Origin of the sequence: Rhodococcus sp. 15-649-2-2, from assembly GCF_002258645.1 — a bacterium.
Classification (GTDB): Bacteria; Actinomycetota; Actinomycetes; order Mycobacteriales; family Mycobacteriaceae; genus Rhodococcoides.
Genome location: NZ_NPFM01000028.1, coordinates 209,468 through 227,889, shown reverse-complemented (window position 1 = coordinate 227,889; position 18,422 = coordinate 209,468). Strand labels below are relative to the sequence as shown.

Below are 18,422 nucleotides of genomic sequence, written 5' to 3'. Positions count from 1 at the left end.
GTCGCATCGCCGAAGCAGGCGCGTCCTCTGTCAGTCCCGTTGCCCCGGCAGCATTCCTCGCCGGATCCGTTCGGTGATGTCCCGGCGCAGGTAGAGCAGATACAGCCAGACCGCGATGAAGATCAGGCCGACCGCCCCGATGGAGAGGTGGAACACGGCCCCGGCCAGCACGAACAGTTGGAGAATCAGATTGAGCTTCATCGCCCACGGCTCCCCCTGCTTGCCTGCGGCGAGAATCATCACGACGGCCAGCGCCACGATGTACGTCGTCGAGAACCAGGTCGCACCGCCACCGAGGGTCGCCACCACCGGCAGTGCCAACAGGGTCACGATGGCTTCGAGGACGAGGGTTCCCGCCACGACCCCGCGGAAGCCTTTCCACGGGTCGTTCGTGGGCGGTCGGAACTCTGGCTCGCTCACGCGGGGTCCTTTCCGAACAGAGTGCGAGCTGCGCCGACGGTCACCACGGATCCGGTGACGACGACTCCGGCACCGGAGACTGCTTCTCCCGGCTCGGCGACTTCCTCGGCCAGGCCTATGGCTGTCTCGAGGGCATCGGGCAGGGTCGACGCCACCACGACGCGTTCGTCGCCGAACTTGGCCACGGCGATGTCGGCCAAAGCGTCCACATCCATCGCCCGTGCCGACCCGTTGTGGGTGACGACGATGTCGTCGAAGACCGGCTCCAGTTCGTCGAGAATGGCTCCGACGTCTTTGTCCGCCATGACGCTGACGACGCCGACCAGTTTGCGGAAGTCGAACTCGTCGTTGAGGGCGGCAGCGAGGGCTGCCGCTCCGTGCGGGTTGTGTGCAGCATCGAGGAACACGGTGGGGGCATTGCGGACCCGCTCGAGTCGCCCTGGATTGACGATCGTCGCGAACGCGGCGCGGACGGTGTCCTGATCGAGTTGACGATCCGGGCCGGCACCGAAGAACGCCTCGACCGCCGCCAGCGCGAGGGACGCATTGTGAGCCTGATGTTCGCCGTGCAGCGGAAGAAAGATGTCGGTGTAGACCCCGCCGAGCCCCTGCAGTTCCAGTTGCTGACCGCCCACCGCGATCTGCCTGCCGAGCACGGTGAATTCCGATCCCGCCCGCGCCACCGCAGCGTCTGCTTGCACCGCCGCCCGCAGCAGAACATCCGATACCTCGGGCTTCTGCTGCGCCAGGATCGCTACGGTGTCCCGCGGCACGAGCGATTCCGGTGCCTTCTTGATGATCCCCGCCTTCTCCCCTGCGATCGTCGCGAGGTCGTCGCCGAGGAATTCGACGTGATCGAGCCCGATCGGGGTGATCACAGCGACCTCACCGTCGACGACGTTGGTGGCGTCCCAGCGTCCGCCGAGCCCGACCTCGATGACAGCGACCTCCACCGGTGCCTCGGCGAACGCTGCGAACGCCATTGCCGTGACCACCTCGAACTTGCTCATTCGCGGTCCGCCCGCGGCTTCGGACTGCGCGTCGATCATCTCGACGAACGGTGCGATCTCGTTGTAGGTGTCGACGTAGAGCCGCGGCGAGATGGGCCGCCCGTCGATGCTGATCCGCTCGGTCGCCATCTGCAGGTGCGGGCTGGTGGTGCGGCCCGTGCGTCGGTGGAAGGCCGTGAGCAGAGCATCGATCATGCGCGTGACCGAGGTCTTGCCGTTGGTGCCGGCCACATGAATCGACGGGTACGCCTTCTGCGGCGAACCGAGAAGGTCCATCAGCGCCGAGATTCGATCCGTCGACGGCTCGATCTTCGTTTCGCCCCAACGCTTGTCGAGCTCGGCCTCGACCAACGCCAGTTCGGCGAGGTCGACCGGACTCGGCGGCGGCGTCGGCAGTGCGGCGTCGGGCTCGGTCACTTAGTTCCCCATCGATTCGATGCGCGCGTTGATCCGGGCGATTTCTTCCTGCGCGATGGACTGTCGCGTTCTGATCTTGTCCACCACAGCATCAGGAGCCTTCGCAAGGAACGCCTCGTTACCGAGCTTTCCGGTGGTCTGCGCCAACTCCTTCTCGGCAGCGGCGAGATCCTTCACCAGCCGAGCTCGTTCGGCGACCAGGTCGACGGTGCCCGAGGTGTCCAGTTCGACGACCACGGTCGCTTTGCTCAGTCGCACCTCCACCGACGCCGTGGCCGCGAAGTCCTCGGCCGGCTCGGTCAGTCGGGCCAGAGCCGTGACCGCCGAAATCTGTCCGTCCAGATCCGCCTCGGATACTCCGACGATGCGGGCCGCGACCTTCTGCGAGGGCTTGAGCCCTTGATCGCTGCGGAATCGGCGGACTTCGGTGATCAGGCGCTGCATGTCCGCGATCCGTTGTGCCGCAACGTGATCGAGAGGCTCAGCGGCAGGGGCAGGCCACGTCGCGATCACCAGGGACTCGCCGCCGGTGAGCACCTTCCACAGCGTCTCGGTCACGAACGGAATGACCGGATGCAGCAGGCGCAGCAACGCGTCGAGCACGTTTCCGAGCACTCCGCGCGTGGTGGCGGCGATGGCTTCGTCGGCGAACTGCACTTTGGCTATCTCGAGGTACCAATCGCAGACCTCGTCCCAGGCGAAGTGGTAGAGCGCCTCACAGGCCTTACTGAACTCGTAGCGGTCGAAGGCCGAATCCACCTCTGCACGAACCTGTTCGAGTCGATCCAGGATCCAACGGTCGGCGTCGGTCAGCTGGGCACGCGGGGGTAGGTCTGCCGGTGCCGCACCGTTCATCAGGGCGAACTTGGTGGCGTTGAACAGCTTGTTCGCGAAGTTGCGCGAGGACTGCGCGTGGTCCTCACCGACCGACATGTCCGCACCCGGGTTGGCACCGCGAGCGAGCGTGAAGCGCAGCGCATCTGCACCGAACCGATCGACCCAATCGAGCGGATCGATTCCGTTGCCGCGCGACTTCGACATCTTCTTGCCGTACTGGTCGCGAATCAATCCGTGCAGGAACACATCTCGGAACGGAACCTGCGGCCCTTGCTTGCCTGCGGTGATCGCGTCGTCGGCTCCGACGTAGGTGCCGAACATCATCATGCGGGCGACCCAGAAGAAGAGGATGTCGTACCCGGTGACGAGAACGCCGGTGGGATAGAACTTCTCGAGATCAGCCGTGGCTTCCGGCCACCCCATCGTCGAGAAAGGCCAGAGGCCGGACGAGAACCAGGTGTCGAGGACGTCGGGATCCTGCTCCCAGCCCTCGGGCGCACTTTCTCCCGGTCCGAGGCAGACGGTCTCACCGTCGGGTCCGTACCAGATCGGAATCCGATGTCCCCACCACAACTGGCGCGAGATGCACCAATCGTGCATGTTGTCGACCCAGGCGAACCAGCGTGGCTCCTGACTCTTGGGGTGAATGACGGTATCGCCGTTGCGTACTGCGTCACCGGCAGCTTTCGCGAGGCCGTCGACCTTGACCCACCACTGCAGGGACAGCCGCGGTTCGATCGGCTCGCCGCTGCGCTCGGAATGGCCGACGCTGTGCAGGTACGGACGCTTCTCGGCGACCACGCGGCCCTGTTCGGCGAGAGCTTCACGAACCTTGACGCGCGCCTCGAAGCGGTCCATCCCGTCGAATTGTGTTCCGGTGTCCGTGATTCGGCCGGCCTTGTCCATGATCGACGGCATCGGCAGCGAGTGCCGCACACCCATCTCGAAGTCGTTGGGGTCGTGTGCGGGGGTGATCTTCACTGCGCCCGTGCCGAATTCGGGATCGACGTAGTCGTCGGCGATGATCGGGATCTGCCGACCCGTGAACGGGTGCTCGAGGGTGGTGCCGACCAGAGCCTTGTATCTCTCGTCGTCGGGATGCACCGCCACTGCGGTGTCGCCGAGCATCGTCTCCACTCGCGTGGTCGCGACGATCACGTGCGGCTCGGAATCGTCGAGGGAGCCGTAACGGAGCGAGACGAGTTCGCCCTCGACATCCTCGAACTTGACCTCGATGTCGGAAATGGCAGTCTGCAACACCGGGGACCAGTTGACGAGCCGCTCCGCACGGTAGATCAAGCCGTCGTCGAACATCCGCTTGAACATGGTCTGCACAGCCTCGGACAGACCGTCGTCCATGGTGAACCGCTCGCGGCTCCAATCGACACCGTCGCCGATCCGTCGCATCTGGCCGCCGATGGTTCCGCCGGATTCGCGCTTCCAGTCCCAGACCTTGTCGATGAACAGCTCGCGGCCGAACTCTTCCTTGGTCTTACCGTCTGCGGCGAGCTGCTTTTCCACCACGGTCTGCGTGGCGATGCCCGCGTGGTCCATGCCCGGCAGCCACAGCACCTCGTACCCGAGCATCCTCTTGCGGCGACTCAGCGCGTCCATCAGCGTGTGGTCCAGAGCGTGCCCCATGTGCAGGCTGCCGGTGACGTTCGGCGGAGGCAGCACGATGGAGTACGGCGGCTTGCCGCTGGTGGCATCGGCCTCGAAGTACCCGGCGTCGACCCAGGAACGGTACAGCTCGGCCTCTACCTCGCTCGGGTCCCAGTTCTTGGGCAAGCGGTCTGCTGGATTGTCGGGTGTCTCTGGCACGGAACTGGTCACGCGGCGATTCTAGTGGCCGAGGATTCGCGGCATCGACGCGCTCTCGCCCAGCACGTGCTGCGCCAGGAATGCCAGCACGACCTCGTACCAGACCTTGGCGTGCTGGGGACTCAGGATCCAGTGGTTCTCGGCGGGGAAGTAGAGGAATCGATGCTCGGTGTTGCCCTCGTCGTCGGCCGGCAGACCCGACTCGCTGAGCAGCTCGTACCACAGCCGCAGGCCCTCGCCGATCGGCACGCGATAGTCCTTGTCGCCGTGGATCACCAGCATCGGCGTTGCTATGTCCGCCACGAACAGGTGTGGGGAATTCTCCACGGCCATCTCCGGAGACATCTCCCGCGACCAGTACCACGGCGCGTCCGTCGTGGGTCCGAACTGATCGAGTGCCCACAGACTCGCATGGGTGACCACGGCGTCGAACCGATCGGTGTGGCCCGCTATCCAGTTGGCCATGTACCCGCCGAAGGACCCGCCCATGGCGGCGGTGCGGGTGTCGTCGATATCCGGCCGTGCGACGGCAACGTCGGTCAACGCCATCAGATCGGTGAACGGGGCCTTGCCCCACGCGCCCCAACCTCGCTGCACGAACTCTTGGCCGTAACCGGTGGACAGCGCCGGATCGGGCAGCAACACCGCGTACCCACGAGCGACCATCAGCCACGGATTCCAGCGCCACGACCACGTGTTCCACGAACTCAGCGGGCCCCCGTGCACCCACAGCAACAAAGGAGCGGGCTCGAGCTCGGATGCCCCGACCGGCAGTGCCAGCCAACCGCGTACCCGGGCACCGTCGGCGACGATGGTGTCCATCTCGGTGAGAGTTCCGGGCAACGGACTGTGGTCGATGCCGGTGTCGAATGCAGTGACGGCACCGTCGGACAGCTCGATCGACACCGGATGCGGCGCAGCCAGATACGAGGCGGCGAGCGCCAGCACCCTGGTGCCGTCCGAGGACACGTGCACATGTGTGTAGGCATCGCTGGTCTGTGTGAGCCGACGCGGTTCCGCACCGTCGCGGACGACGAAGATCGGCGACCGGCCGTCGTCGTCTGCGGTCACCAGTAATCCTGATCCGTCCGGCAGCCACACCGGGTCGCTCGGCCACCGATCCCAACCGGTCGCGAGATCGGAGACCGAAGAGTCGCCGAAGTCGTACCGCTGCAATGTCATTCGCGGCGCGTCCTCGGGGGTGGAGATCGACTCACGCACGAACGCCACGGACCCGCCGTCGGGTGAAATCGCCGGGGCTCCCAGATCGGCATCGGCATCGTCGACGATCGTCGTCCGCTCCCCCGTCTCGATCTCGATGCGCACCAACACTGTCCGCACGGTCCCCAGCGAGCCGGGAACGACCCAGGTGGACACGACGAACGAACCGTCGGCGCTGACATCGAAGGCTGCTTCGTGCAGTCCTGTGCGCGCATCCGGGGTGAGGTCACGCAGTCCTGGCGAACCGTCCGCCGATCCCACGAAAAGGTGTGGAGTCGCCGGACCCAGATCGTGATCCCAGTAGCGCACCGGAACACCGGTGTGCAGAATCGCATTCACCTTGTTGGCCGTGCGCTCGGTGCGCAGAGCGTCGTCGTCCTCCTCGGTGCTCGACGAGCCGAATACCGGGGAGAATCCGACGAGTACGGCCTCCGAACCAGCGGCCTTGATCCCGCTCAGCCCGGCGGATCGGGTTTCGAGCAGTCGCGCTTCGCCGCCCGCGGCAGGCAGAATCCACAGCCTGGCCGGATCGTCCTTGTTCGATCGACGCGAGAACAACAGATCACCGGAAGCGGTGAACATCGGCGCACTCTCACCCCACTCGCCGTGGGTGATGCGCCGGGCAGGTGACCTGCCGTCGACGTCGAGCTCCCACAACGACGTTCGGTACTCGGTCCGCGAATCATCGAGTGCAGCAATGGAAATCACCGCTCGCAAAAAGTCGGCGGTCACGGCCACATCGGTCACTCGCCGGGCTCCGATGTACTCGTCGACGTCGTCGTAGATACTCATACACCGAGCCTAGCCAAACGGTAGTCCACTATGGTCGTTCCGCGGGCTCCACTCCTGCCCTCAGTCCTCGCCGAGATCCTCTCGGAGCTGGGCGAGAGTACGAGCCAGGATCCGCGAGACGTGCATCTGCGAGATTCCCACCTTCTCCGCGATCTGAGTCTGGGTCATCGACCCGAAGAAGCGGAGCACCACGATGCGCCGTTCCCGCTCGGGCAGCTTCTCCAGCGCAGGGCGGACGGCGAGATAGCTCTCCATCTTTTCCAGTTCGGGATCGTCGGCACCCAGGGTGTCCATCAGCGGGAGGCGATCTTCGCTGACCACCGAGTCGACCGACACGGTTTGGTACGCGCTGCGCGCGAGCAGCGCCTGCGACGCTTCCTTGACGTCGATTCCGAGTTCGACGGCGATCTCGCTGGCTGTGGGAGCTCGGCCCAACTTCTGCGACAACGAGCCCACCGCCTGCGAGATCATCGAGTTCAGTTCCTTCATGCGCCGCGGCACCCGAACCGACCATCCCGCGTCGCGGAAGTAGCGGCGAGCTTCGCCCATGATCGTGGGCACAGCGAACGAGACGAAGTCCGATCCGCGCTCGATGTCGAATCGGTCGACTGCGTTCACCAAGCCCAGACGGGAGACCTGCAGCAGGTCCTCGTGGGCTTCGCCACGACCGCCGAATCGGCGTGCGATGTGTTCGGCGAGCGGGAGGCAACGGGTGATGATGCGATCGCGCAGCACTCGGCGCTGTGGCGAATTCTCGTCGAGCGCCTGCATCTGCTGAATCAGAGCGACAACGTCGCTGTAGTCGTCGGACTCTCGCCGCGTGCTTCGTTCGTGCACCGGCACTAGATCGTGCTCCTCCGCTTGACCACGTCGATGGCAACCGTGCGAACCGCATCGCTGTCGTCTGCGTCGTCTGCGCGCAGCTCGATGGAGTCGGTCAGGGTTTGCAGAACGTGCCAGCCGAAGCTGTCTTTCTTCGGCACGGACGTGGCAGCCAACGTGGACGTGACGACGATCCGGATTCCGGAGTCACTCACCGAGAACAGGCACGAGAGCTCCGAGTCCGCCACCGAGCCCTTGATCAGTTGCGAACACACTTCGTCGACGACCAGTTTGACGTCGGCGATGTCGTCGAGCGTGAAGTCGCTCAGAACCACGAGGGTTTCTGCGACGGCGCGTACCACCGGAAGCTGGTCGGCCTCGGCGCGCACCCTCAGCTCGACCGGTGCACCGGAACCTCGCTCCAGTTCTTCGATCTTGCTGACCCCAGCCATCCGCACTTCCCATCGTCGCCGCGCACTGAATTACCGTTTGCCGAGCAAGACTACCCAGACGACCACGTTTCAATCCTCACAGTTCGGGAACCGGGTCTTCCGGCACCGCAGCCGGACGAACGATCGATGAACGACCCGGTGGCCCGGATGACGCACGGGCGGCGACCTGGCACGATCGACACCGTGGATCACTCGCAGGCACTTCGCACTCTCGCCCGACGTCTCGGCACTTCGACCTCGTATCGGGGCTGGGACGACACCGAACACGAAGTGAGCGACGACACCCTGCAACAGGTGCTCACCGCACGCGGCTACGCCACCGAGTCGGCCGAGGACGTCGACCGAGCACTGGCCGACATCGAGAACGCACCCTGGCGACGGCTGTTACCACCGGTGGTCGTGGCCACGCAGGGCACCGATTCCGCGGTGTGGGTGCATGTGCCGCACGGCAATCCGGTGGAAGTCTCGATGGTCTCCGAGGACGGTGAGTCGATCGACATCACCCAAGCCGACGTCTGGGTCGATCCACGGGAGGTCGACGGCCACCTGATCGGTCGCGCCACCTTCGTCGTTCCCGGCAACGCCCCGCTCGGCTGGCACAGTCTGACCGCGACGACGATCAGCGAGGACAACACGGTCCGTACATCGGAAGCGGTCGTGGTGGTCACACCGAAGTCGTTGTCGCCCAACGCGGAACTGGCTGATCGACAGCGGACCGGACTGCTCACCCAGCTGTACTCGGTGCGATCGCGACGATCGTGGGGAATCGGCGATCTCGCCGATCTCGAGGACATGGCCGACATCGCCGGCCGCGAGCACGGATTCGACTACCTTCTCGTCAATCCACTGCACGCCGACCGACCGACCACCCCGGTCGAGGCATCCCCGTACCTGCCGACCACGCGTCGATTCTTCAACTCGCTCTACATTCGAGTCGAGAACATTCGCGAGACCGCACAACTCTCGCCGAAGCAGTTCGGCAAGATCCACGACGCAGCGAGACGGTTCGACAAGGCGAACACACGAACCAAGAAGCTGGATCGGGACCGGACGTTCACGGCGAAACTTCGTGCCCTCGAACGCGTTCACAAGGTCGAACGCAGCCCGGCTCGCGAATCCGCGTACCGCGCATTCGTCGAGCGTGAGGGCACCGGACTGCGCGACTTCGCGGTATGGAGTGCGCTTGCAGAGAAATTCGGCCCTCAGGATCCGGTCTGGACCGATCGGGCGGCGCATCCACGAACCGACTTCGTCCGAGAGCAACGCGCGAAACTGGCCGATCGCATCGACTTCCACATGTGGCTGCAGTGGATCTGCGACGAGCAACTCGCCGCCGCGCAACGCGGTGCGCTCGAGGCGGGGATGGACATCGGCATCATGCACGACCTTGCGGTCGGTGTGGCCCGGGGCGGAGCCGACGCGTGGGCGCTCGGCGATGTGTTGGCCTCGGGTGTCACGGTGGGCGCGCCGCCGGACAATTTCAACCAGCAGGGCCAGAACTGGAATCAGCCACCGTGGGACCCCGACCGCCTCCGAGAAATGGCGTACATCCCGTATCGAGACATGCTGCGCACGATCCTTCGTCACGCCGGCGGCATCCGCGTCGACCACATTCTGGGCCTGTTCCGTCTGTGGTGGATTCCGCAGGAGGCCGAGAATGCCGGCGGCGGAACGTATGTCGAGTACGACCACGAAGCATTGATCGGCATTCTGGCGCTGGAGGCCGAGCGTGCGGGCGCGGTGGTGGTCGGTGAGGATCTCGGGGTCTTCGAACCGATGGTGCAGGAGTACCTCACCGAACGCGGCATTTTCGGCACCTCGATCCTGTGGTTCGAAGCCGACGAATCCGGGCCGATCGCGCCCGAGGAGTACCGCAGTCTCTGCCTGACTTCGGTGACCACGCACGACCTACCACCCACAGCCGGGTATCTCCGTGGTGAGCACATCGACCTGCGTTCACGTCTCGGCTTGCTCGAACGCGACATCGACGCCGAGAAGGAGGTCGATGCACGCAAGCGCGAGGCGGTTCTCGACCTGGCACGTGAACGCGGGTTGCTTCACACCGACACCGCCGCCGACGATCATCGGACGGTGGAGGCTCTGCATCGTCTCGTGCAGCGCAGTCCGTCTCTGCTGATCGGTGTCGCTCTCGTGGACGCTGTCGGCGAACACCGCATTCAGAACCAGCCAGGAACCGACGAAACCCAGTACGAGAACTGGAAGGTTCCGTTGGCCGACGCAGACGGCAGGCGTGTGCTGGTCGAGGATCTCGTCGACCATCCCCGGATGGTGTCGTTGGCAGCGGCTATGGCCACCGAGTCGACGGACCGATGACGCCGAGGTCCACAATCGAAGGATGAACTACCGCATTCGCCGTGAAGACAGCCGGTACTGATGGGCCGCATCACTGCTCGCAGACCGGTGGTCCGCCTCCGAGCTGGGCACCGAGTCGAGCGCCCGGACACCCTGGTGGTGGAAGAGCCGCTCGAATTACGGGTCGACGGCAAGGCATTGGCCGTGACCATGCGCACCCCCGGACACGATGTGGAGCTGGCACACGGTTTCCTGCTGACCGAAGGCGTGATCGCCTCGGGAGCAGACATCGCTGCAGCTCGTTACTGCGACGGGGTCGACGACGAGGGCGCGAACACGTACAACGTCTTGGATCTCACGCTGGCCCAGGACGTCGCTCCCCCGGAGACGGGCGTCGAACGGAACTTCTACACGACGTCGTCGTGCGGGGTGTGCGGTAAGGGATCCTTGGATGCAATTCGACTGCGCACCAAGCACTCCCCCGCGGCCGACACGGTCGTCGTCACCTCGGAGACTCTTGCCGGGTTGCCGGACACACTGCGCGCTGCGCAGAAAGTCTTCGATGCGACGGGCGGTCTGCACGCCGCGGCGCTGTTCACCGCCGACGGTGAGATGCTGGTGTTGCGCGAGGACGTCGGACGCCACAACGCCGTCGACAAGGTCGTCGGCTGGGCCGTGACCAACGATCGAATTCCGCTGCGCGGCATGGTGTTGATGGTCAGTGGCCGCGCCTCGTTCGAGCTGGCGCAGAAGGCCGTGATGGCCGGCATACCGATCCTCGCGGCAGTGTCGGCACCGTCGTCTCTGGCGGTGGATCTGGCGACCGAGTCGGGTCTGACGGTCATCGGATTCCTTCGCGGTCGGTCGATGAACCTCTACTCCTGTACCGACCGCGTACTGGTGTCAGGCGATCACGTCGACCAGTAGTTCGGCTGCAGTCGCGTTCACGACGTCGTCCACGGACACACCCGGTGCGGTCTCGACGAGACGGAGACCGTTCTCGGTGACGTCGAGTACGGCCATGTCGGAGATGATCCTGTGCACGCAGCCTTTGCCGGTCAACGGCAGGGTGCACTGTTCGAGAATCTTCGGCTCACCCTTGCGCGAGACGTGCTCCATCATGACGATCACGCGCCGCGCTCCGTGCACCAGATCCATCGCGCCGCCCATGCCCTTGACCATGTGCCCGGGGATCATCCAGTTCGCCAGATCACCGGTGGCACTGACCTGCATCGCACCCAGGACTGCCACGTCGACCTGGCCGCCACGGATCATTCCGAACGACTGCGCGGAGTCGAAGTAGGAGGCACCCGGAAGGACTGTGATGGTTTCCTTGCCTGCATTGATGACCTCGGGATCGAGCTCGTCCTCGGTGGGGTACGGGCCGACTCCGAGGACTCCGTTCTCGGAGTGCAGGATCACCGAGATGTCGGTGGCGATGTAGTTGGGCACGAGCGTGGGCATTCCGATGCCCAGGTTCACGTACTGTCCGTCACCGAGTTCCTGTGCCACCCGAGCGGCCATCTGTTCGCGGGTCATCTTCTCGCTCATGCTCGTACCGTCCTCTGCTCGATGCCGACCTCGACCGGTCCGACGTGGACCACCCGCTGCACGTGGATGCCCGGAGTGTGCACTTCGTCCGGCCCGATCTCGCCGGGCTCCACGAGATGCTCGACCTGCGCGATGGTGATCCGCCCCGACTCTGCCGCAGGTGGATTGAAGTTTCGCGCACTGGCGTGGAATACCAGGTTCCCGTGTCGATCGCCCTTCCACGCGTGCACGAGTGCGTAGTCGGCGACGATGCCGCGCTCCAGCACGTAGGTCAGGCCATCGAATTCGCGTGTCTCTTTCGGCGGACCGGCCAGGGCGATTCCGCCGCTGCCGTCGTAGCGCAACGGGAGTCCACCGTCGGCAACCTGCGTCCCGACACCTGCCGGAGTGAAGAAGGCAGGGATTCCGGCACCGCCGGCGCGCAGTCGTTCGGCAAGAGTGCCCTGGGGCGTGAGTTCGACTTCGAGTTCGCCGGACAGGTACTGCCTCGCGAACTCCTTGTTCGACCCGACGTACGAGCTGATCGTTCTACGAATGCGGTGCTGTGCCAACAGAACTCCCAGACCGAATCCGTCGGTTCCACAGTTGTTGCTGATGGTCTCGAGATCGGTGGCACCCTGCGCGAGTACTGCGTCGATCAAGATTTCCGGCACTCCGACCAGTCCGAATCCCCCCACGGCGAGCGAGGATCCGTCCGGGATGTCCGATACGGCTTCGGTGGCGCTGGCCACGACTTTGTCCAACATGAGATCCACGCTACCCGAATTCGTGCGTTATGTGAACACCTTGCCACTATGCGAACACTTCCGTAGGGTAGCTATTGCGTAGATCACCACGATCGTGAGGAACCTTCGATGCTTCATCTCCCGCCCGACTATCGGGATCAAGCGGGCACCAACGCCCCGCGAGACTTCGCCGAGTACCGCACCACGGCTCTGCGACACCCAGCACAGCCATTGACGCTGCTTCCCCAGCGACTCACCGAGATCACCGGACCGGTACTGGGCGAGGGGCGGATCACCGCCGCCGATGCCGATCTGACTCTGGCGAACGGCGGTGAAGCACAGGGGCAGCGCATCATCGTGCACGGCCGAGTACTCGACAGTGACGGCAAGGCAATCCCCAACACGCTCGTCGAGGTGTGGCAGGCCAACGCGGGCGGGCGATACCGACACACCGGTGACCGCTGGCCGGCACCACTGGATCCGCACTTCGACGGAGTCGGCCGAGTGCTCACCGACCAGCAGGGCCGTTACCGATTCACCACGATCAAGCCGGGCGCATACCCCTGGGGCAATCATCACAATGCGTGGCGTCCCGCCCATATTCACTTCTCGTTGTTCGGACAGGCGTTCACCCAACGGTTGGTGACCCAGATGTACTTCCCGGACGACCCGATGTTCTTCCAGGATCCGATCTACAACGCCGCACCGGAAGACGCTCGCGCTCGCATGATCAGCACGTTCGATTACGAAGCAACGCAGGAGAACTGGGCACTCGGCTTCAGATTCGACATCGTGCTGCGCGGCCGAAACGCCACCCCCTTCGAGGAAGACGACCACGATGACTGACCCAGAATTCGCGCCTCGCTACCCCGTGGTCACCGGAGCCGACTTCACCACCGCCCCCTTCGGACAGACCCCGTCCCAGACGGTGGGACCGTACGTCCACATCGGACTGCTGTGGCCCGACGGCGAACACGTGGTGCCGCCGGGCACGGACGGTGCCGTCACGGTGACGTTCACGTTGATCGACGGCTCCCGAACCCCCATGGCCGACGCCATGATCGAGACCTGGCAAGCCGATGCCGACGGCAGGTTCGATCATTCCGACGACCCACGGGGCGCAGTTGCGCCACGCATCGAGGGCTTTCGCGGATTCGGGCGAGCGTTCGCCGACGCGACCGGGACGATGACGATCACCACGATCAAGCCGGGACCGTTGCCCGCCGAGAACGGTGCCGTCGAGGCTCCGCACATCGACGTCGGCATCTTCGCTCGCGGAATGCTCGAACGGGTCGTGACCCGGGTGTACTTCCCCGACGAGGCCGAGGCCAACGCCGTCGATCCGGTGTTGTCCGCCTTGCCCGAGCACAAGCGTGCCAGACTCGTCGCACGGTCGGTCGACGGCGGCTATCACCTCGATATCGTGCTGCAGAACACCGACCCGGACGGCGACGAGACTCCGTTCTTCGAACTGTGACGAACGATTCGCGAAGGAGGACAATGGCATCCGACCGAGGTGCACTGTTCGATCCCACGTTCGGCAGCGACTCCATCGCACCACTCGTTGGAGACCGCGCCTGGGTGACAGCGATGTTCGACGTGGAAGCTGCACTCTCGCGTGCCGCGGCCTCGGTCGGACTGGTCGATGCCGACCACGCGGACGTCGTCTCTGCTGCAGCCGCGGAGCTCGGCTCGTCGCTGGACATCAGCCAGCTCGGGCTCGATGCGGCCGCCGGCGGAAACCCCGTCATTCCGCTGGTGACGATGCTTCGCAGGGCTGTGTCACCCTCTGCAGTTCCGCCCAGTGCAGTGCATCCCGGTGCCACCAGCCAGGACATCATGGACACGGCACTGATGCTGGTCTCGCGCGATGCGCTCGCCGCCATCGACGCCTCGCTCGACGACGCGTGCCGCGCTGCACGCGATCTCGCACTGAAGCATCGCACCACGCCCATGGCGGCGCGCACTCTCGGTCAGCAGGCGCTGCCCACCACGTTCGGCCTCGTCGCAGCGAACTGGACGGCGGGGCTGCATCGTGCGCGCACCCGCCTGACGGCCGTTCGGCGAGCATGTTCGGTTCAATACGGCGGAGCCGCAGGCACTCTCGCGGCCGTGTATCCGCACGGCCCGGCCATAGCCGCCGCGCTGGCCGCCGAACTGTCACTCGCTCCGCAGGTCGCGCCCTGGCACACCGAGCGCACGGCAATCGCGGATCTCGCGTGCGCGTTGGGCACGGCCGCCGGGGCGATCGGGAAGATCGCCGGGGACATCGTGTCCATGTCCGCCACCGAGCTCGGCGAGCTGTCCGAGGACGCGCCGGGGGGATCCTCGGCCATGCCGCACAAGCGAAACCCTGTTGCGGCCATCACGGCTCGCGCCGCGGCCCGCCGCGTGCCGGGGGCATTATCGACGGTGCTCTCGAACATGGATCACGAGTACCAGCGCGCCGCGGGAGCATGGCACGCCGAGTGGGAGACGATCACCGACCTGCTGCGCCTCACCGGCGGCGCAGCACACCGCATCGCCAGCAGCCTCGGCGGCGTACACGTACATCCCGAGATGATGGCTCGTAATCTCGACGCGACGGGCGGAGCGCTTCTCGCCGAACGTGTCACGGCAGCCCTGTCGCACCATACGAACGATGCCCGGGACATCGTGACCGCTCGATGTGCTGCCGGAGCACCGTTGGACACCGACCCTGCGATCACCGAATTTCTCGCACCGCCGACGGTGCGCGAGTTGCTCGACCCGGCCGGGTATCTCGGCCACGCATCCGATCTGGTCGACACCATCCTGGCCGAGCTCGCTCTCGACACCGACAACACCTCAGACTCGAAGGACTCACGATGACAGTCGCACTGGCTCACCGACTCGTCGAAGGACCGGGCACCGAGGCCGAGACAGTCGTGCTGATCGGCTCCCTCGGCTCCGATCGATCGATGTGGAACCCGCAGGTCGGTCCGCTCTCCGCGTCGCTTCGAGTACTCGCCGTCGATCTGCGTGGGCACGGGGCATCCCCGGTGCCCCCTGGCCCGTACTCCGTCGCGGATCTGGCCGAAGACGTCCTGGCCCTGCTGGATTCATTGGACCTGCAGCGCGTTCACATAGTCGGCCTCTCGCTAGGCGGTGCCGTCTCGCAGTGGATCGCCATCCATCGACCGGAGCGAGTGCACACTCTGACGTTGCTGTGCACTTCAGCCAAGTTCGGTGAGCCCGCGCAGTGGCTCGATCGCGCGGCCACGGTCCGCGCGGGCGGAACGGCCTCGGTGGCCGACGCAGTACTCGACCGGTGGTTCACTCCCGAACTCGCCGGTCGCGACACCGATCTCGTCGAACGGCATCGGCGGATGATCGTCGACACCTCCGACGAGGGCTACGCGGCATGCTGTGAGGCGTTGTCCGACTGGGACTCTCGCGCAGACCTCGGTCGAATCAGCTCCCCGACCCTCGTGATGGCAGGCCGTCAGGACCCCTCGACCACACCCGAGGATCTGAAGATCATCGCCGACGGTGTCACCGGATCGACGTTCCGAGTGCTCGACCCTGCAGCACACTTGGCCAACGTCGAGCAGGCCGGACCCGTCACCGCAGCGATCGCCGCACACATCGGGTCGGATCCGTACGCTGCGGGCCGGGCGGCGGCCCACGACACCGGCATGGCGGTGCGGCGCAGCGTCCTCGGCGACGCTCACGTCGACCGAAGCATCTCCGCGCGAACCGAATTCACCGCGCCGTTCCAGGATTTCATCACCCGCACCGCATGGGGTGACATTTGGAGCCGCCCCGGACTCGACCACCACACCCGCAGACTCCTGACCCTGGCGATTCTGACGGCCGTAGGCAACCAGCACGAGCTCGATATGCACATTCGCGCAGCGCTCCGCGCAGGACTGGCACCGGACGAACTGGCCGAGGTGTTTCTGCACACCGCGGTGTACGCGGGGGTTCCGAACAGCAACAGCGCATTCGGCCTGGCGAACGCGGCCATCGCCGAGACCGATTCGGGTAGCTCGTGAACTCCGGGGAATCGCCGGCACCGTCCTCGGACTACGTTCAATCACTCGGCCGCGGACTTGCGGTGATTCGAGCGTTCGACGCCGAGCATCCGCGTCGAACGCTCTCCGATGTCGCGAGAGCAACCGAACTCACTCGCGCCACTGCTCGACGGTTTCTGCTCACGCTCGTCGAGCTCGGATATGTCCGAACCGATGGTTCCTTGTTCTGGCTCACCCCTCGCGTGCTCGAACTGGGGTACAGCTATCTGTCGAGCCTGTCCCTGCCGGAAGTCTCCGGACCGCATCTGGAGGCTCTCGCAGAACGGGTACGCGAATCGTCCTCCGTGTCGATTCTCGACGGTGACGACGTCGTGTACGTCGCCCGAGTTCCGGTGAGCCGCATCATGACCGTCGGAATCAACATCGGTACGCGATTCCCCGCGTTCGCCACCTCGATGGGACGCGTATTGCTGGCCGGTCTACCGGCCGACGAGCTCGCGGCATACCTCGACCGAATCCAGCTGACTGCATTGACCGGTAAGACGCTCACCTCGGCGGCTGCCCTCGGACGCGAACTCGAACGAGTACGGACCGAGGGCTTCTGTCTGGTGGATCAGGAACTCGAAGAGGGCCTGCGATCGATCGCCGCACCCATCCACGACAGCAACGGCGTGGTTGTCGCGGCGGCGAACGTCTCGACGCAAGCTGCGCGTCATTCCGCAGACGAAGTCCGCACCGAACTACTCCCGGCCTTGCTCGACGCCACCCGCGCCATCGAGACCGACCTGCTCCGGGTGAGTACCGGACCCAACGACAAGCGAGGAAACAACCATGCCTGACGCCGTGATCTGCGAGCCCCTTCGAACCCCGGTCGGCCGCTTCGGCGGTCAGTTCCGCGATATCTCCGCCCAAGCCCTGGCCGGCACGGTCATCGCGGAACTCGTTGCCCGGACCGGCATTTCCGGTGCCGACATCGACGACGTGATCCTGGGCCAGGCGTCGCCCAACGGCGATGCGCCGGCGATCGGACGTATCGCAGCACTCGACGCCGACCTGGGTATCGACGTCCCCGGCATGCAGGTCGACCGGCGCTGCGGTTCCGGCCTGCAAGCGATTCTGCACGCGTGCATGCAGGTTCAGTCCGGCGGCAACGATCTGGTTCTGGCGGGCGGCGTCGAGAGCATGAGCCAGACCGAGTTCTACGCCACCGGCATGCGTTGGGGCGTCAAAGCCGAGGCGGTGGCCCTGTCCGACCGACTCGCTCGGGCACGAGTGACCGCAGGCGGCAAGAACTTTCCCGTGCCCGGCGGCATGATCGAGACCGCAGAGAATCTTCGCGCCGAGTTCTCGATCAGCCGAGCCGATCAGGATGCGCTGGCAGTCCAATCCCACCAGCGCGCGGTCGCCGCACAGAACAGCGGGGTGTTCTCCGAAGAGATCGTCGGAGTGTCTGTCCCCCAACGTAAGTCGGATCCACTCCTCGTCACCACCGACGAACATCCCCGTGCCGACACGACTGTGGAGTCACTCGCGAAGCTGAAGGCTATTCGCGCGTCGATCGATCCCGAATCGACGGTGACGGCGGGAAATGCCAGCGGCCAGAACGACGGTGCCGCGCTTGCGATCGTCACCACTCCGGACAAGGCTGCTGCACTGGGTCTTCGGCCGCTGGCCAGACTGGCCGGATGGGGTGTCGCCGGAGTTGCTCCGCGCACCATGGGTATCGGGCCGGTCCCCGCCAGCGAGAAGGCACTCGGACGGCTCGGTCTGAGCCTCGACGACATGGGAATCATCGAACTCAACGAAGCATTTGCTGCCCAGGCCCTCGCCGTCACCCGTTCCTGGGGCATCGAATCCGACGACCCTCGACTGAACCCGCACGGTTCCGGCATCTCGCTCGGACACCCTGTCGGTGCAACCGGAGCTCGCATTCTCGCCACCCTGCTTCGCGAGATGGATCGCCGCGAGGTCCGCTACGGACTCGAGACGATGTGCATCGGCGGTGGCCAGGGCCTGGCTGCGGTCTTCGAGCGCCTCACCTGACCC

General features: G+C 65.3%; 16 protein-coding genes. 8 read left to right on the top strand and 8 right to left on the bottom strand.

Annotated features, from left to right (window positions below):
• Window positions 1–30: 30 nt before the first annotated feature.
• The 6 genes from CH305_RS18935 to CH305_RS18910 are packed head-to-tail and all read right to left on the bottom strand — an operon-like array spanning window position 31 to window position 7,792.
• The gene (locus CH305_RS18935) at window positions 31–420 is read right to left on the bottom strand and encodes a DUF4233 domain-containing protein (RefSeq protein ID WP_032379204.1); all 390 of its coding nucleotides are present in this window, start codon (window positions 418–420) and stop codon (window positions 31–33) included.
• Window positions 417–1,847, bottom strand: a complete 1,431-nt coding sequence (locus CH305_RS18930) for a folylpolyglutamate synthase/dihydrofolate synthase family protein (protein WP_052077517.1) — start codon at window positions 1,845–1,847, stop codon at window positions 417–419. Before CH305_RS18930 ends, CH305_RS18935 begins: the two co-directional genes overlap by 4 nt.
• Window positions 1,848–4,517 (bottom strand): valine--tRNA ligase, encoded by a 2,670-nt coding sequence (locus CH305_RS18925; protein WP_094610071.1) that lies wholly within the window; start codon window positions 4,515–4,517, stop codon window positions 1,848–1,850. It lies immediately after the preceding gene.
• A gap of 9 nt (window positions 4,518–4,526) precedes the next feature.
• Entirely contained in the window at window positions 4,527–6,518 is a 1,992-nt protein-coding gene (locus CH305_RS18920) for a prolyl oligopeptidase family serine peptidase (RefSeq protein ID WP_094704590.1), read from the bottom strand.
• A 60-nt stretch (window positions 6,519–6,578) separates the two neighbouring features.
• Window positions 6,579–7,361, bottom strand: coding sequence for a SigB/SigF/SigG family RNA polymerase sigma factor (locus CH305_RS18915; RefSeq protein WP_032379207.1), 783 nt, complete (start codon window positions 7,359–7,361; stop codon window positions 6,579–6,581).
• Window positions 7,361–7,792: an anti-sigma factor gene (locus tag CH305_RS18910; RefSeq protein WP_032379208.1), complete on the bottom strand. Its 432-nt coding sequence runs from the start codon at window positions 7,790–7,792 to the stop codon at window positions 7,361–7,363. Before CH305_RS18910 ends, CH305_RS18915 begins: the two co-directional genes overlap by 1 nt.
• A 147-nt stretch (window positions 7,793–7,939) precedes the next feature.
• On the opposite strand from CH305_RS18910, the gene malQ reads away from it, so the two are divergent.
• Entirely contained in the window at window positions 7,940–10,126 is a 2,187-nt protein-coding gene (gene malQ / locus CH305_RS18905) for a 4-alpha-glucanotransferase (protein ID WP_256983891.1), read from the top strand.
• A 60-nt stretch (window positions 10,127–10,186) separates the two neighbouring features.
• On the top strand, window positions 10,187–11,032 hold the full coding sequence (gene fdhD / locus CH305_RS18900) for a formate dehydrogenase accessory sulfurtransferase FdhD (RefSeq protein WP_094704589.1): 846 nt from the start codon (window positions 10,187–10,189) through the stop codon (window positions 11,030–11,032).
• Here the strand turns inward: fdhD and CH305_RS18895 are convergent.
• Together CH305_RS18895 and CH305_RS18890 are read right to left on the bottom strand one after the other, a co-directional pair.
• On the bottom strand, window positions 11,009–11,656 hold the full coding sequence (locus CH305_RS18895; RefSeq protein ID WP_032379210.1) for a CoA transferase subunit B: 648 nt from the start codon (window positions 11,654–11,656) through the stop codon (window positions 11,009–11,011). The genes fdhD and CH305_RS18895 overlap by 24 nt on opposite strands.
• The gene (locus CH305_RS18890; protein ID WP_179278346.1) at window positions 11,653–12,402 is read right to left on the bottom strand and encodes a CoA transferase subunit A; all 750 of its coding nucleotides are present in this window, start codon (window positions 12,400–12,402) and stop codon (window positions 11,653–11,655) included. Before CH305_RS18890 ends, CH305_RS18895 begins: the two co-directional genes overlap by 4 nt.
• A 108-nt stretch (window positions 12,403–12,510) precedes the next feature.
• Here CH305_RS18890 and pcaH point away from each other — a divergent pair, with 108 nt between their 5' ends.
• Genes pcaH through CH305_RS18860 form a run of 6 tightly spaced genes read left to right on the top strand, consistent with a single transcriptional unit; the run spans window position 12,511 to window position 18,419 of the window.
• Complete coding sequence (gene pcaH, locus CH305_RS18885; protein ID WP_032402390.1) at window positions 12,511–13,227, top strand: protocatechuate 3,4-dioxygenase subunit beta; 717 nt, start codon at window positions 12,511–12,513, stop codon at window positions 13,225–13,227.
• Window positions 13,220–13,858: a protocatechuate 3,4-dioxygenase subunit alpha gene (gene pcaG, locus CH305_RS18880; RefSeq protein WP_094704588.1), complete on the top strand. Its 639-nt coding sequence runs from the start codon at window positions 13,220–13,222 to the stop codon at window positions 13,856–13,858. The genes pcaH and pcaG overlap by 8 nt, the downstream gene beginning before the upstream one ends.
• Window positions 13,859–13,881: 23 nt before the next feature.
• Complete coding sequence (gene pcaB, locus CH305_RS18875; RefSeq protein ID WP_094704587.1) at window positions 13,882–15,231, top strand: 3-carboxy-cis,cis-muconate cycloisomerase; 1,350 nt, start codon at window positions 13,882–13,884, stop codon at window positions 15,229–15,231.
• On the top strand, window positions 15,228–16,397 hold the full coding sequence (gene pcaD, locus CH305_RS18870; protein WP_094704586.1) for a 3-oxoadipate enol-lactonase: 1,170 nt from the start codon (window positions 15,228–15,230) through the stop codon (window positions 16,395–16,397). The genes pcaB and pcaD overlap by 4 nt, the downstream gene beginning before the upstream one ends.
• A complete protein-coding gene (locus tag CH305_RS18865) occupies window positions 16,394–17,215 on the top strand; it encodes an IclR family transcriptional regulator (RefSeq protein ID WP_037151053.1) in 822 nt (273 codons plus the stop codon). The genes pcaD and CH305_RS18865 overlap by 4 nt, the downstream gene beginning before the upstream one ends.
• Entirely contained in the window at window positions 17,208–18,419 is a 1,212-nt protein-coding gene (locus CH305_RS18860; RefSeq protein ID WP_094610067.1) for an acetyl-CoA C-acetyltransferase, read from the top strand. The genes CH305_RS18865 and CH305_RS18860 overlap by 8 nt, the downstream gene beginning before the upstream one ends.
• Window positions 18,420–18,422 lie beyond the last annotated feature (3 nt).

Excerpts from the sequence above, each read along its gene's own strand:
- CH305_RS18920 (WP_094704590.1), bottom strand. The coding sequence starts at position 6,518 with ATGAGTATCTACGACGACGTCGACGAGTACATCGGAGCCCGGCGAGTG.
- CH305_RS18910 (WP_032379208.1), bottom strand. The coding sequence starts at position 7,792 with ATGGCTGGGGTCAGCAAGATCGAAGAACTGGAGCGAGGTTCCGGTGCA.
- malQ (WP_256983891.1), top strand. The coding sequence starts at position 7,940 with ATGACGCACGGGCGGCGACCTGGCACGATCGACACCGTGGATCACTCG.
- fdhD (WP_094704589.1), top strand. The coding sequence starts at position 10,187 with ATGGGCCGCATCACTGCTCGCAGACCGGTGGTCCGCCTCCGAGCTGGG.
- CH305_RS18895 (WP_032379210.1), bottom strand. The coding sequence starts at position 11,656 with ATGAGCGAGAAGATGACCCGCGAACAGATGGCCGCTCGGGTGGCACAG.
- CH305_RS18890 (WP_179278346.1), bottom strand. The coding sequence starts at position 12,402 with ATGTTGGACAAAGTCGTGGCCAGCGCCACCGAAGCCGTATCGGACATC.
- pcaH (WP_032402390.1), top strand. The coding sequence starts at position 12,511 with ATGCTTCATCTCCCGCCCGACTATCGGGATCAAGCGGGCACCAACGCC.
- pcaG (WP_094704588.1), top strand. The coding sequence starts at position 13,220 with ATGACTGACCCAGAATTCGCGCCTCGCTACCCCGTGGTCACCGGAGCC.
- pcaB (WP_094704587.1), top strand. The coding sequence starts at position 13,882 with ATGGCATCCGACCGAGGTGCACTGTTCGATCCCACGTTCGGCAGCGAC.
- pcaD (WP_094704586.1), top strand. The coding sequence starts at position 15,228 with ATGACAGTCGCACTGGCTCACCGACTCGTCGAAGGACCGGGCACCGAG.
- CH305_RS18860 (WP_094610067.1), top strand. The coding sequence starts at position 17,208 with ATGCCTGACGCCGTGATCTGCGAGCCCCTTCGAACCCCGGTCGGCCGC.